Annotated in this window: 12 protein-coding genes; 5 read left to right on the forward strand and 7 right to left on the reverse strand. The window is 69.0% G+C overall.

Going from position 1 to position 13,376, the window contains the following annotated elements; all coding sequences use genetic code 11:
* A complete protein-coding gene (locus ACYVIO_RS02375) occupies positions 1-1,170 on the forward strand; it encodes a hypothetical protein (RefSeq protein ID WP_460648961.1) in 1,170 nt (389 codons plus the stop codon).
* 58 nt (positions 1,171-1,228) lie between these two features.
* Here ACYVIO_RS02375 and ACYVIO_RS02380 read toward each other — a convergent pair whose 3' ends face one another.
* Complete coding sequence (locus ACYVIO_RS02380; protein WP_460648962.1) at positions 1,229-1,777, reverse strand: hypothetical protein; 549 nt, start codon at positions 1,775-1,777, stop codon at positions 1,229-1,231.
* A 233-nt stretch (positions 1,778-2,010) separates the two neighbouring features.
* A complete protein-coding gene (locus tag ACYVIO_RS02385) occupies positions 2,011-3,108 on the reverse strand; it encodes a GNAT family N-acetyltransferase (RefSeq protein WP_460648963.1) in 1,098 nt (365 codons plus the stop codon).
* Positions 3,109-3,241: 133 nt separating this feature from the next.
* Between ACYVIO_RS02385 and ACYVIO_RS02390 the strand changes: the two genes are divergently transcribed.
* Positions 3,242-3,400, forward strand: a complete 159-nt coding sequence (locus ACYVIO_RS02390) for a hypothetical protein (RefSeq protein WP_460648964.1) — start codon at positions 3,242-3,244, stop codon at positions 3,398-3,400.
* Positions 3,401-4,034: 634 nt separating this feature from the next.
* On the opposite strand, the gene ACYVIO_RS02395 is transcribed toward ACYVIO_RS02390, so the two are convergent.
* The 4 genes from ACYVIO_RS02395 to ACYVIO_RS02410 form a co-directional block, all read right to left on the reverse strand.
* Complete coding sequence (locus ACYVIO_RS02395) at positions 4,035-6,569, reverse strand: ATP-dependent Clp protease ATP-binding subunit (protein WP_460648965.1); 2,535 nt, start codon at positions 6,567-6,569, stop codon at positions 4,035-4,037.
* A 369-nt stretch (positions 6,570-6,938) separates the two neighbouring features.
* Entirely contained in the window at positions 6,939-7,271 is a 333-nt protein-coding gene (locus ACYVIO_RS02400) for a histone-like nucleoid-structuring protein Lsr2 (RefSeq protein WP_184799412.1), read from the reverse strand.
* A gap of 229 nt (positions 7,272-7,500) precedes the next feature.
* Positions 7,501-9,021, reverse strand: coding sequence for a lysine--tRNA ligase (lysS, locus tag ACYVIO_RS02405; RefSeq protein ID WP_460648966.1), 1,521 nt, complete (start codon positions 9,019-9,021; stop codon positions 7,501-7,503).
* Between the two features lie 10 nt (positions 9,022-9,031).
* Positions 9,032-10,243, reverse strand: a complete 1,212-nt coding sequence (locus ACYVIO_RS02410) for an MFS transporter (protein WP_460648967.1) — start codon at positions 10,241-10,243, stop codon at positions 9,032-9,034.
* A 60-nt stretch (positions 10,244-10,303) separates the two neighbouring features.
* On the opposite strand from ACYVIO_RS02410, the gene ACYVIO_RS02415 reads away from it, so the two are divergent.
* Both ACYVIO_RS02415 and ACYVIO_RS02420 read left to right on the forward strand, forming a co-directional pair.
* A complete protein-coding gene (locus ACYVIO_RS02415; protein WP_460648968.1) occupies positions 10,304-10,879 on the forward strand; it encodes an ArsR/SmtB family transcription factor in 576 nt (191 codons plus the stop codon).
* Between the two features lie 64 nt (positions 10,880-10,943).
* The gene (locus tag ACYVIO_RS02420; RefSeq protein ID WP_460648969.1) at positions 10,944-11,600 is read left to right on the forward strand and encodes a DedA family protein; all 657 of its coding nucleotides are present in this window, start codon (positions 10,944-10,946) and stop codon (positions 11,598-11,600) included.
* A gap of 3 nt (positions 11,601-11,603) precedes the next feature.
* Here the strand turns inward: ACYVIO_RS02420 and ACYVIO_RS02425 are convergent, their stop codons facing one another.
* Positions 11,604-12,890 carry a hypothetical protein gene (locus ACYVIO_RS02425; protein WP_460648970.1) on the reverse strand — a complete coding sequence of 429 codons (1,287 nt, stop codon included), beginning with the start codon at positions 12,888-12,890 and terminating at the stop codon, positions 11,604-11,606.
* 84 nt (positions 12,891-12,974) lie between these two features.
* On the opposite strand from ACYVIO_RS02425, the gene ACYVIO_RS02430 reads away from it, so the two are divergent.
* Positions 12,975-13,376, forward strand: coding sequence for a TIGR03668 family PPOX class F420-dependent oxidoreductase (locus tag ACYVIO_RS02430; RefSeq protein WP_460648971.1), 402 nt, complete (start codon positions 12,975-12,977; stop codon positions 13,374-13,376).

Here is a 13,376-nt window from a genome sequence, read left to right on the forward strand (position 1 = left end):
ATGACCATCACCATCTCGACCACCCGCACCCATCGGCTCCCTGTAGCCGTCGCGGCCCTGTCCCTCCTGTACGGCGTCTTCGGGGTCGCCTGGCTGCTCGGCGCCGACTGGTACCCCTTCGGCCCGACCACCCCGGACGGCGACAAGGTCTCGCCGTTGGCCTTCGTCTCCCGGGACATCGGGGCCGGACTCGTCGCGGTGCTCGGCGTACTCGGTGTACCCGCCGCGCTGGGTCACCTGCAGACGACGTGGTCGCCGTCGGCGTACCGGCCGTTGCTGCTCTTCACCGCCGCCCAGGCCGTCGTCTTCGGGCTGCTCGCGCCGACCATGAGCGTGGTGGTGGTCACCGGGTACCTGCTGGTCCTCGTCGGGCTCCCGCTCGGCTTCGGCTTCCTGGTGGCCGGCGCCTGGCGGCAGCCGGTCACTCGGGCGCTTCTGCTCGGCGTACTGGCGCTGGCCGGCGTCGTGCAGGTCACCACCGGGCTGTTCGACTGGCAGGCGTTCCGCAACCTCGGGGCAGCACTGGGCGACGTACCGGGGCGGGTCGGCTCCCAGCCGCTCTTCATCTTCGGGGCGTTCCTGCTCGGCGTCGGCTGGGCGATTCTCGGCGTACGAGGTCTCCGCACAGCCCGAGGCCGCTGCACCGACTGCGGCCGCCCCGGCGCCTGGTGGACCCGGCCGGAGGTCGCCCGCCGCTGGGGCTTCTGGGCGACGATCGTCGCCGCGCTCTGCCCGATGCCCTACGCGCTGCTCCGGATGACCTGGCTCCTGCCGAACCCGGTCGGCCTCGGCATCGACTCCGCCGACCTCGACGCAGACCCCGGCCTGAAGATGTTCGGCCTGGGCCTGGGCCTGATCGCCCTGGCCTCCGGTGTCGTCACCCTCGGCCTGATCCGCCCCTGGGGCGAAGTCTGGCCCCGCTGGATCCCGTTCCTGGCCGGCCGCCCGGTAGCGATCAAGGCCGCCGTCGTCCCCGCCGCCTCAGCCGCGACGCTCCTCCTGGTCGGCAGCGTCTCCCTGATCCAGATGCTCTGGCTCCCCGAAGCCTCCGTCGTCACCAACATCGGCTACCTCCTGCTCTTCCCCTTCCCCCTCTGGGGCGCGTCCCTGGCCATCGCCACAGCCGCCTACTACTACCGCCGCCGCACTCCCTGTACGAGGTGCGCCTAGCAGTCGTTCCCCGTACGCCGAGCGGTTGGTCCTTGTACGACGTGCGCCTAGCGGTTGGTCAGGGCCGGCGGGACACCGTCACCGTCGCGCCCTGCACGAGCATCCCCTGCGGCAACCGCGCCATCCCCGGCCCACTCGACTGCTTCCCCGCACCCCGCAGGTAGTCCACCAGCTCCCGCTGCCCAGCACCGTCCACCACCACCGGCACCAACTCGAACGTCCCGGTAGACGCCGTACCGCCGATCGTCACGTCCGGACACGTCAGCACCTCACCCGCACTCAGACACGGCCCCGACGCCGGGTAGTACGCCTCCCCCACCCCTGTCCGCCGAATCAACACCCAAACCTCTTCCCCAGCCCGCAGCCCCCGCACGTTCCCCACCAACCGCTCCACCTGCGCAACCTGCCCACCAGCCGCCGGCGAGGTAATCCCCACCACTCGCTCCACCGCCGGGGTCTCCCCACCACCAGGAGCGTCGTCGTCCCCCGCCCGCCACATCACCACAGCCGTAGCCACCCCAACTACAGCCACCACTCCACACACCACAGCCACCACCCGCCACCACCCCGCGACCAGCGCCCGCGCTCGATGCTTACGGCGTGCCATCCCGGCCTCCTCAATGAGCCCTGTGGCTGTCAGCAACACTCTGCTGCGGGTTCCCACTCATTGTGACCGACACTCCGGCTTTGCGTTGGTAGCCGACGCGCAGCACTGACCAACCTCGGGCCTGTCCGCTCAGCGGACGCCTGCCACGCTCAGGCTGGTCGCGGGTGCGGCGCTGGGAGGTGGTTGGTCAGTGGTGGGCGTCGGTGATTGCTGGTCGAATTCGCCTCCAGCTGTCACGGCACTGGTGTCGGCCAGAGAAGAAGCCGACCACCGAGCTCAACGTCGGGAGCGTGCTCGCCTGATTGCCACCGGAACGCGACTACGAGACCGGGAGTTGGAAGACCGACCAACGGTCGACCGGTTGGAAGCCGAGGGTGGTGTTGACGGCTCGCATGGGGGTGTTGGCTTCGGCGTTCCAGGCGTCGATGGCGCGGACGGTTGGTTCGTTGGACTGGGTGTAGGTGTGGTTGGCCGCCTTCACGAGGAGGCCGAGGCGGCGGCCTCGGTGGGCGGGTTCGACGATGGTGGTGCGTTGGCGGGCGTGGGTTGTCGTTCGCCTCGAAGGCGAGCTTGGTGCGGGCGACGATTCGGCCGGTGGCGTCCTGCCGGGCGGCGGTGGAGTACCAGTGGTAGCCGCGGCCGAGTTCGCTCGTCTCCTGGCGGCGTACTCGGCCTGCGTCGTACACCTGCTGATCGACCGCCAGGTCGCCGGTGGGCGCGTCGAGCATGAGGCGGCTTTGAAGCGCGGCGATGTCGTCGATGAGGTCTTCCGGTACGGCGTCGCGCCACTGCACCAGGGAGTACCCGTCGGCGTGGGTCCACGCCTCCGCGAGGATCGCCTCGGCGTCTGCCGCGTGGTCGGCGAGCAGGCAGCGGGACCTGATGTCGGTCGCGCCGGGCTGGCGTCCGCGGTTGGTGAGGTACTCGTAGCCGGCCTCGTCGCGGGCAACGCCGCCGAGGTGCGTCCGTACCGTGTGGACCTCGATCAGACTCCGATCGTGCCGCCGGGCAGTCGCGTAGACCTCCTTCAGCAACTGCGTGCCGATGCCGCGCCGCCTGTGCTCCGGGTGCACGATCAGGTCCAGGTAGACGATCCGCAGGTTTTCCACCTGAGGCAACTGGTACGACGCAACCCCGACCACCCGATCGCCGTCCCAGGCCAGCAACGCCTCCTCCCGCACCGAAGGCGACAAGTACTCGAACCGAACCGCATGCTCCTGCCGGCTGGGCACCGCACAGTCCGGCAAATCATGCTCGGCGACCGCCACCCGCAGGTCGTACCACCGACCCACTGCGACGGAGTCACCCGGCTCGACCAGCCTGATTTCCATCCCCGCATCGTCCCGCCCGGCTCGAATGACCAGCAATCGAATTAGCTCGCTACCGAAAGTCGGGGCGACACACACGGCAGCTCGAGCGCTAGAAGCAGGCACCGCAATAAGCACCGCACTACTGCTCATCCGGGTGGGAAGCCAGTACGACGGCGAGCGCGCCCAGCTGCGCGAGCAGGCGGCAGAACTCGACGGTCGCCGCGCACGCAGCGGCGCGCGCGTGCTGGCGAAGCTGGGCGACTCGGTCACCATCGACGCGGGCGGCATGCGACGCTCACCCAACACGCGGTGACGCGTAGTCCGGCAGCAACCACGCGCGCACCTCGGCGGCAGACGACAGCCCGGCGGCGCTAAGCACTCCCACGCCGCGACAGCCCGTATTGGGCCCGCCGTCGTGTGGGTAGGGACCCGGGCATGCGTGCAGTGCGGCGCAACAACCGCACCGCGGCGGCAGCCGCCTAGTGAGACGCGGCACGCCAGTTACCGCGATAGCCGCGTACTGCGGGAACGAACTCGCCGAGCCGAGCGGGCGCAGCACCACGCACCACGGTGACAGCCGCGCCCGGTGGTAGCCGAGTACCCCCGGGGCGCAAACCCACCTAGTCCAGCGGGGCCTGGTACTGCGGACGCAAAGCACGCCAACTGTGGCCGCAGCCGCGTGCTCAGGTGGTAGCCGGCTACTGCGGGCGCTAGCCCGCCACCCTGCGGCGGCAGCCGCGCGCTCCGGCGCCAGCCGGCCACCGCGGGCGCCAGCCCGCCGCACGAAGCGCGCGCAAGCGCGCGCACCCTCGCAAAAGGGCGGGTGGGAGCAGGCGCTGCAGGGAGCTCAGCGACCGCAAGGGCCTGCGTGGGAAGGAACACCAAGCACAAAACAAAAGCCCCCGCGGACCACAAGGTCCGCGGGGGGCTCTCGTTCAGCTAGTCGATCAGCTGTCCTGGATTCCCGTACCGCCGCCGGCGATCTCGGTGAGTTCCAGGTCGGGGGTGCTCTTCTGGGTTCCGGTGAACGTGAAGTACTCCGGGAGCCCGTCGGAGTCGACGGTGCCGTCGGGGGCGACGTCGACCAGGACGATCTGGCCGGGGCGCAGTTCCCCGAACAGGATCTTCTCGGCGAGCACGTCCTCGACGTCGCGCTGGAGGGCGCGGCGCAGCGGGCGGGCACCGAGGACCGGGTCGAAACCGCGCTCGGCGACGAGCTTCTTGGCCGCGGGCGTGAGCTCGATGCCCATGTCCTTGTCCTTGAGGCGCTCTTCCACCTGGGCGACCATCAGGTCGACGATCCGGACGATGTCCTCCATGGCGTGCTGGTGGAAGACGACGATCTCGTCGACGCGGTTCAGGAACTCGGGCCGGAAGTGCTGCTTGAGCTCCTCCGTCACCTTCGCCTTCATCTTCTCGTACGAACCGGAGACGTCACCGATCTGGGAGAAGCCGAGGCTGACGGCCTTGGCGATGTCCCGGGTGCCCAGGTTCGTGGTCATGATGATGATGGTGTTCTTGAAGTCGACCACCCGGCCCTGGGCGTCGGTCAGGCGACCTTCGTCCAGGATCTGCAGCAGCGAGTTGAAGATGTCCGGGTGGGCCTTCTCGACCTCGTCGAACAGGACCACGCTGAACGGCTTGCGGCGCACCTTCTCGGTGAGCTGCCCGCCCTCTTCGTAACCGACGTACCCGGGAGGCGAACCGAACAGCCGCGAGGCCGTGTGCTTCTCGGAGTACTCCGACATGTCGAGGCTGATCAGCGCGCTCTCGTCGCCGAACAGGAACTCGGTCAGCGCCTTCGACAGCTCGGTCTTACCGACACCGGACGGACCGGCGAAGATGAACGAGCCGCTCGGCCGCCGCGGGTCCTTCAGACCGGCGCGCGTACGCCGGATCGACCGCGACAGCGCCTTGACGGCGTCGGTCTGGCCGACGTACCGCTTGGCCAGCTCCTTCTCCATGTCCAGCAGCCGCGAGGACTCCTCCTCGGTCAGCTTGAAGACGGGGATGCCGGTCGCGGTGCTCAGCACCTCGGCGATCAACTCCTCGTCGACCTCGGCGACGACGTCCATGTCGCCGGCCTTCCACTGCTTCTCACGCTCGGCCTTCGCGTTGATCAGCTTCTTCTCGTCGTCGCGAAGAGAAGCTGCCCGCTCGAAGTCCTGGGCGTCGATCGCCGACTCCTTCTCCCGGCGCACGTTCGCGATCTTCTCGTCGAACTCGCGCAGGTCCGGCGGAGCGGTCATCCGGCGGATCCGCAACCGGGCCCCGGCCTCGTCGATCAGGTCGATCGCCTTGTCCGGGAGGAACCGGTCGGAGATGTACCGGTCGGCCAGCTGGGCCGCGTTCACGAGGGCGGCATCGGTGATGGTCACCCGGTGGTGCGCCTCGTAGCGGTCGCGCAGGCCCTTGAGGATCTCGATCGTGTGCGCGATCGAGGGCTCGGCGACCTGGATCGGCTGGAACCGGCGCTCCAGCGCGGCGTCCTTCTCGACGTACTTGCGGTACTCGTCGAGGGTCGTCGCGCCGATGGTCTGCAGCTCACCACGCGCCAGCATCGGCTTCAGGATGCTCGCGGCGTCGATCGCGCCCTCGGCCGCACCGGCCCCGACGAGGGTGTGGATCTCGTCGATGAACAGCACGATGTCGCCGCGGGTGCGGATCTCCTTGAGCACCTTCTTCAGGCGTTCCTCGAAGTCACCGCGGTAGCGCGAGCCGGCCACCAGGGCGCCCAGGTCGAGGCTGTAGATCTGCTTGTCCTTCAGCGTCTCCGGCACGTCACCGCGGACGATCTGCTGGGCCAGACCCTCCACGATCGCGGTCTTGCCGACGCCCGGCTCACCGATCAGGACAGGGTTGTTCTTGGTACGCCGGGACAGCACCTGCATGACCCGCTCGATCTCGGTCTCGCGCCCGATCACCGGGTCGAGCTTCGATTCGCGGGCGGACTGGGTGTAGTTCCGGCCGAACTGGTCGAGCACCAGGGAGCTGCTGGGAGCACCTTCGGTGGTCCCGGCGCCGGCCGTGGCCGTCTCCTTGCCCTGGTACCCGCTCAGCAGCTGGATGACCTGCTGCCGGACCTTGTTCAGGTCCGCGCCGAGCTTGACCAGGACCTGCGCTGCGACACCCTCACCCTCGCGGATGAGGCCGAGCAGGATGTGCTCGGTGCCGATGTAGTTGTGGCCCAGTTGCAGGGCCTCACGCAGGGAGAGCTCCAACACCTTCTTGGCGCGAGGGGTGAACGGGATGTGCCCGCTCGGAGCCTGCTGTCCCTGGCCGATGATCTCCTCGACCTGGGAACGGACAGCCTCCAGCGAGATACCAAGGCTTTCCAGAGCCTTGGCGGCGACACCCTCACCCTCGTGGATCAGGCCGAGCAGGATGTGCTCGGTCCCGATGTAGTTGTGGCTGAGCATCCTGGCCTCTTCCTGGGCCAGGACGACTACCCGACGGGCGCGGTCCGTAAATCGTTCAAACATCGCCAAAGCGCTCCTTGCCTCAGAGGAGTCGGACGTGCCGTGTAGGCCGACCCCCGTACATGCATGCTAGTCCCCGGCATCGACAGGCTCGCTCTCAGCGAACAAGCGAAGACCTCTCGCCGGCCGCCCACTGGGGATCACAAGGGAACAACCTCCGGGGCACCGACGGTGTTCCCGGCGCGCCCGGTGTTCGCCACCAGCGAATTCGTGGCGGTAGCTGCCCCGGAAGGCACCTTCCGTACGGAGTGTCCGCAGATGTGTCCACACTGTGAAACAACCGGAATGCGGACGGTCCCGGCGCCTTCCGCAGGCACCGGGACCGCACGTTCGCACCCCAGTCCGACCCAGAGGCCGAAATCCTTCGGGGACCTACTTCGCCTCGTTGTACGCCGCGCGCACCTCGGCCGAGATCCGGCCGCGCTCGCTGACCTCGTAGCCGTTGTCCTTGGCCCACGCGCGGATGTCCGCGGAGTCGGTCGCCGACCGGCCCCGGCCGCGACCGCCCCGACCGGCCGGTCCGCGTCGACCGGCCACCTTGCGGGCCACCCCGACGTACCCGGACAGCGCGTCGCGCAGTTTGGCGGCGTTCTTCTTGGACAGGTCGATCTCGTACGTCGTGCCGTCCAATCCGAAGGTCACGGTCTCGTCGGCCTTACCACCGTCGAGATCGTCCTCGAGAACTACCTGGACCCTTTGCGCCATCGATGACAGTCCTTTCCGCGCCCGCCACCGGGCACAATCCCCCTACTTTTTGGCTTCCACCTGATTTGTACCGCACAAACCCCGGTCCTGTCATTCAACAGGCGGAATGTGGGGAAAGATGTGACTTAAAACCCCGTCACTCACCGTATGCATCGGCAACGGAATGGACCCGGAAATTGAACGACCCGTTGGTTGTGCTAAGCAACAGCCGCCGGAGGCCGTTTCCAGGTCACTCCGGACGCAGCAACGGGAAGAGAATCGTCTCCCGGATCCCGGCCTCGGTGAACAGCATGATCAACCGGTCGAGGCCCATCCCGAGTCCACCGGCCGGCGGCATCCCGAACTCCATCGCGCGCAGGAAGTCCTCGTCCAGCTCCATCGCCTCGGGGTCACCCGCGGCGGCCAGCATCGACTGTGCCACCAGGCGTTCACGCTGAATGACTGGATCGTTCAACTCGGTGTACGCCGGTGCGAGTTCGACCCCGTTGATGATCAGATCGAAGGCCTCGACCAGTCCCTCGGTGGTCCGGTGCGGCTTGGCCAGCGGCCGTACGGCGGCCGGGTAGTCCTGCACGTAGGTCGGCTGGATCAAGGTGTGCTCGACCAGCTTCTCGTACAGCTCCAGAGCGATCTCGCCGGCATTCCAGCCGGGCTGCAACTCGACCTGGTGGGCTTCGGCGAGCTTGGTCAGCGTGGTCGCGTCGGTGGTCACGTCGACGGCTTCACCGACCGCTTCCGAGATCAGGTCGAAAACGCTCGCCGACCGCCACGGCAGGGTCAGATCGATCTCCGAACCGTCGCGCCCAGTGACGGTGGTACGACCCAACGCCTCTCCCGCATTGAGGACCAGATCCCGGGTCAAAGTCTTCATGGAGTCGTAATCACCGTAGGCCTGGTAGGCCTCGATCATCGAGAATTCCGCGGCATGAGTGGAGTCCAGACCCTCGTTGCGGAACGTCCGGCCGATCTCGTAGACCCGGTCGACGCCGCCGATCATCGCCCGCTTGAGGTCGAGCTCGAGCGCGATCCGCAGCAGCATGCCCTGGTCGAAGGCGTTCAGGTGGGTCCGGAACGGCCGGGCCGCGGCGCCGCCGTTGGTCAGCTGCAGCACCGGGGTCTCCACCTCGACGAACCCCTGGTCGTCGAAGGTCTTGCGCAGCGACTTGAGCACGGCCGCCTTGGTCCGGACCATGTCGCGGGCCTCCGGCCGCACGATCAGGTCGACGTACCGCATCCGCACCCGGGCTTCCTCACTCAGCGGGTGGTGCTCGTTCGGCAGCGGGCGCAGCGTCTTGGCCGCCATCTGCCAGGCGGTCGCCTGGACCGACAGCTCACCGCGCCGGCTGGTGATCACCTCGCCCTGCACCGACAGCAGGTCGCCGATGTCGACCAGCGCCTTGAACCGGGCCAGCTCCTCCTCGCCGATGTCGGCCAGCGACAGCATCACCTGCAGCTCGGTCCCGTCGCCCTCGCGGAGCCGGACGAAGCACAACTTGCCGGTGTTGCGCAGGAAGATGACCCGCCCGGCCACCGCGACCTGCTCGCCGGTCCGGGTGTCCGGCTCGAGCTCCTGCCCGTCGTACCGGGCCCGCAGGTCCTTCAGCAGGTGCGTCCGCTCGACGGTGATCGGGTAGGGCTGCACCCCCTCGGCGAGCAGCCGGTCACGCTTCTCCCGGCGGACCCGCATCTGCTCGGGCAGGTCGTCCTGCCCGCTGTCGGGGGTCACCGGGGTCTCGCGTGGCTCAGTCATAGGGCAAAGGCTAGTGACTGACCACCTCCGGAACCGAATCGTTTGTCCTGACCACCAGTACGGCGGCAAGCGCCGCGGCCGCACCGCAGGCGATCCCACAGACCACGAACGTCGTCCGAGTCCCCAGTACGGCGGCCAGCAGCCCACCGAGCGGCAGCGCCACCAGGCTGCAGGCCCGGGCGGTCCCACCGAGCGCCGCGATCGCCCGGCCGCGCACCTCCTCCGCCGTACGGGTGACGATCAGCGTGCTGGACGCGGCGTTCAGCAGGCCGCCACCGGCCCCGACCACCACGGCACCGACGAACAGTGCGAACACTCCGCCGGCCACACCCATCAGCACGCAGGCCGCACCGATCGCTCCCATCCCGGCGAGCATCGCCCGCGAGCGGCCAGTGGCAGACGTCAGCCGGCCGGTCCCCCAAGCACCCAGGATCGCTCCGCCGCCCTGCGCCGCCATCACCCAGCCGTAGCCGGCCGCGTCCAGCCCGAGCTCGTCGGTGACCAGGAAGACCTCGACCACGTTGACCGCCTCGCCAACCACCACGAACATCCACAGGCAGACCACCAGGATCCGGAGCAGCGGATCCCCGAGCAGGCTGCGCAGCCCGGCCGTCAGCGCACCACGCTCCCGTACGGCGCCCGCCACCGGCCGCCGCCGCGTCCGGACCGCCAGAGCCACCAGCGTGACGACGCCGAAGGTAGCGGTGTCGACGAGCAGAGCCCCTCGCTCACCTGACCAGCTCACCAGTACGCCGCCAACTGCTGACCCGGCCAAGGTGGCGACACCGACCAGAGCCTGGCTCGTACCAGTAGCCCGGCCGACCAGCTGCTCACCGACGATGCGAGGGATCAGCGCGGCCCAGGCCGGACCAGCGACCGCCTGGCCGACCTGCAGGACGCAGACCAGCGCGAGCGTCTCGGCCAGGCCGTGGCTGAACGCCAGCCCCAGACCGGCCACCACCTGGAGCAGCGACGCGCAGACCAGGACGGTCCGGGAGTCGTACCCGTCAACGATCCGGCCGGCGAACGGGATCATCGCCACAGTCGGTACGGCGAACGCCAGCAGCAGCGCGGTGACCGCGCCCGGTCCCCCGGTCTCGGAGACCCGGAGCATCAAGGCGACCAGGGCCACCGAGTCTCCGGCGTACGAGAGCGCCCGCGCCGGCAGCACCAGGCGGATGTCGCGGAAGGACCAGATCGAAGTCTGAAGGATTTGCTTCACATATGTGAAGTTACTGCTTCAGGGTTTCGCTGGTCAAGGGCTCTGGCTACGCTGAGGCCCGTGGCCCAGAAGAAGCGTGAGCTCACCGATCCGCGGGCGATCCGGGCGCTGGCGCACCCGGCGCGGCTGCGGGTGATCGACGAGCTCTACAACGGCAAGGTGCTGACCGCGACCGAGTGCGCGAAGCTGGCCGACCTGACGCCGTCGGCGATGAGCTACCACCTGAGGGCCCTGGAGCGGTGGGGAATCGTCGAGCGCGCCGAGGAGTCGGCGGACGGCCGCGAGCGGCCCTGGCGGGCCCCGGCCGACCGGGTGGTGATCTCGACGCAGTCGAGCGGCGCCGGCCGGCTGGCCGGTCAGGCGCTGATGCGCAGCTCGGTCGACCGGATCCTCGAGCAGTTCCAGGAGCTGCCGGCCACCGACCCCTGGGACGACGTCAGCTCGATGAGCCGGTCCCGGTTGTGGCTCACCTACGACGAGACCGGCCGGTTCAACCAGGAGCTCGAGGAGCTGGTCGAGCGCTACCGGTTGGGCCGCACCCCGACCTCGCACCCGGCCGACGCGCGCCAGATCAGCACCCTGCTCGCCGTCGTACCGACCGGCGATCCTCCGGCCAACACCGGACCGGCCACATAAATTCCTGCCGACGGATAGTTCACAGATCAGTAAAACGGTTGCCTGGCAGTGCCACGATTGAAGTATGGGGGAACTTCACGCACTCGCGATCGCGGTACCGACCGGGGGCCTGGCGGTGGTCGCGTACCTGGTCGTCGGACTGGTCATCGGCATCGAGTCGATGGGCATCCCGCTGCCCGGCGAGACCACGCTGATCGCGGCGTCGCTGCTCGCCTCCCAGGGCGACCTGCGGCTGGTCCTGGTGATCGCCGCCGCCGCGACCGGCGCGATCGTCGGCGACTCGATCGGCTACTTCATCGGGCGCAAGGCCGGCCGCGGGCTGTTCGAGCGGCTCGGCCGGCGCTCCAAGCACTTCTCCGCCGACCGGATCGAGCGGGCCGAGCGGTACTTCCACAAGTACGGCGTCTGGACGGTCTTCTTCGGCCGGTTCGTCGCGCTGCTGCGGATCTTCGCCGGGCCGATGGCGGGCATGCTCCGGATGCCGTACCCGCAGTTCCTGGCCGCCAACGCGGCCGGCGGGATCGCCTGGTCGACCACGATCGGCATCGTCGCGTACAACATCGGTGACAACGCCGACAAGATCTTCGGCGAGCTGTCGGTCTGGGCGCTGGTGCTGATCGGCGCGGCCGCTGTTACGGCGTACGCGATCTACAAGCTGCGGCACCGCCGACGCTCGGCCGACAGCGTCGAGCTGGGTCAGACCCCGGTCGACGCGAAGTAGCCCTCAGCGGATCCGCAGGACCAGGCTGGGCGTCGCGGTCCCGTAGACCGGCGTGCCCTGGTACGTCGTACCGGGCACCAGGAAGCGGTAGGCGAACAGCCCCGGCTTGACCGCCTTGAAGCTGATCGCCGCCCGGCCGCCGCGCATCGGCGTCGCCTTGACGTTGCCCCAGGCCCGGCCGTTCCAGAACTGCAGCATGGCGGTGGTGTTCTGCGCCGGGCGGACGACGACCGCGGCGTTGATCACCTCGTTGCGGTTGTGCAGGTTGCCGCCGGCGTAGCCCGCGCCCTGGATCAGCAACCGGCTGCGGGTCAGGTAGCTCTTGCTGCTCGACGCGCTGGACAGCGCGCCGACCCGGCTGTTGACCGGCACGTACGCCCGGTACGTCCGGCTGCCGCCGGTGTTGACCCGGACCTCGAAGTGCCCGCCCGGCTGAGTGGACCCCCGGCCGGCCTGGACCCACGGACCGCCGGCCCGGTTCTGCGCGAGCACGACCACCGGCAGCCCGGCCGCCGTCGACTGTTGCACCGAGCAACGAGATCCGCCGCAGCTGACCTCCTGCTGGATGGTCCGGCCGCGGATCAGCATCTGCTTGCCGAACGTCCACAGCGTCGGTACGGCGGCCGTCGTCGCCGTCGTACGACCGGCGATCTCGGCGCCGGTCAGCGAGGCCCACTCGTTCTTGGCCCGGAGCTGGAAGTAGTACGGCGGCCGCACGTTCTTCAGCACCAGGCTGGACTTGGTCGTCGCCGCGGCGACCGGCTTGAACGGCTGCCCGTTGACGCCGATCACCGGCGTGTACTGCTGCGTCCCGGCCGGTACGTCGAGCGGATCGCTCGGCGTGAAGTCCTGGGCGGCCGCCGGGGTTCTCCAGCTCACCACGACGTCCTTGCCGGACACCCGCGCGACCGCGTCGGCTGGGCGCAACGGCCCATCCGTGTCGAACATCGGCGACCGGGCCGGCTTGCTGGTCACGCCACCGCGCGAGGTCCCGGTCGACACCGCGATCCGGTAGTTCCCGTCGGCCGGGAACGCCGAGGTCGGGATCGCCCAGGTGTTCGGATCGGCCGCCGCGATGTACTTCACGTACGACGGGCTGCTCGAGACCACGCCCTCGATCGAGATCCGGTTCGGCGCGTTGTCGTCCTTCCAGGAGACCTGGACCGCGGTCCGCGCCTTGTCCCAGGCCACCGAGACCCCGGTCGGCACCGGGTCCGACGTACAGGCAGTGAGCACTCCGGCGAGCACTGTCACGGCAACGACGGCAGGCAGTAGTCGCACCCTGCCCATCGCACCTCACCTGCCTAGCGGAAGCTGGAACGCGTTGACCATACATAGTTGGCACCCCAGGCTGCCTAGCAGGAGGGCCGAATCGTGATACTCCCCACCGACGACTGCCGCACCCGCTTCGCCTCGGCCGACCGAGCCTTCCTGGCCACCACCGGTCTGGACCTGCGCCCGCATGTGGTCCCGGTCACGTTCACCCTGACCGACGACGTCGTCGTGATCGCCGTCGACCACAAGCCCAAGACCACCCGCAACCTCCGCCGCCTCCGCAACCTGACGGAGAACCCGCAGGCCACGCTACTGATCGACCACTACGCGCCCGACTGGACCCACCTGTGGTGGATCCGAGCCGACTGCACGGCGGTCGTCATGGCCGAGCATCCGGTCGACGCTCTCGCCGCCAAGTACTCGCAGTACGCCGAACACCCGCCAGCCGGCCCCTTCATCGTCGCAAGCGTCGACAAATGGACCGGCTGGTCGGCGAGTTAG

The organism is Kribbella endophytica, from assembly GCF_054781295.1.

Coding starts and splice junctions, on each gene's coding strand:
- ACYVIO_RS02375 (WP_460648961.1), top strand. CDS start 1: ATGACCATCACCATCTCGACCACCCGCACCCATCGGCTCCCTGTAGCC.
- ACYVIO_RS02395 (WP_460648965.1), bottom strand. CDS start 6,569: ATGTTTGAACGATTTACGGACCGCGCCCGTCGGGTAGTCGTCCTGGCC.
- ACYVIO_RS02420 (WP_460648969.1), top strand. CDS start 10,944: ATGGGGGAACTTCACGCACTCGCGATCGCGGTACCGACCGGGGGCCTG.
- ACYVIO_RS02400 (WP_184799412.1), bottom strand. CDS start 7,271: ATGGCGCAAAGGGTCCAGGTAGTTCTCGAGGACGATCTCGACGGTGGT.
- ACYVIO_RS02425 (WP_460648970.1), bottom strand. CDS start 12,890: ATGGGCAGGGTGCGACTACTGCCTGCCGTCGTTGCCGTGACAGTGCTC.
- ACYVIO_RS02385 (WP_460648963.1), bottom strand. CDS start 3,108: ATGGAAATCAGGCTGGTCGAGCCGGGTGACTCCGTCGCAGTGGGTCGG.
- ACYVIO_RS02380 (WP_460648962.1), bottom strand. CDS start 1,777: ATGGCACGCCGTAAGCATCGAGCGCGGGCGCTGGTCGCGGGGTGGTGG.
- lysS (WP_460648966.1), bottom strand. CDS start 9,021: ATGACTGAGCCACGCGAGACCCCGGTGACCCCCGACAGCGGGCAGGAC.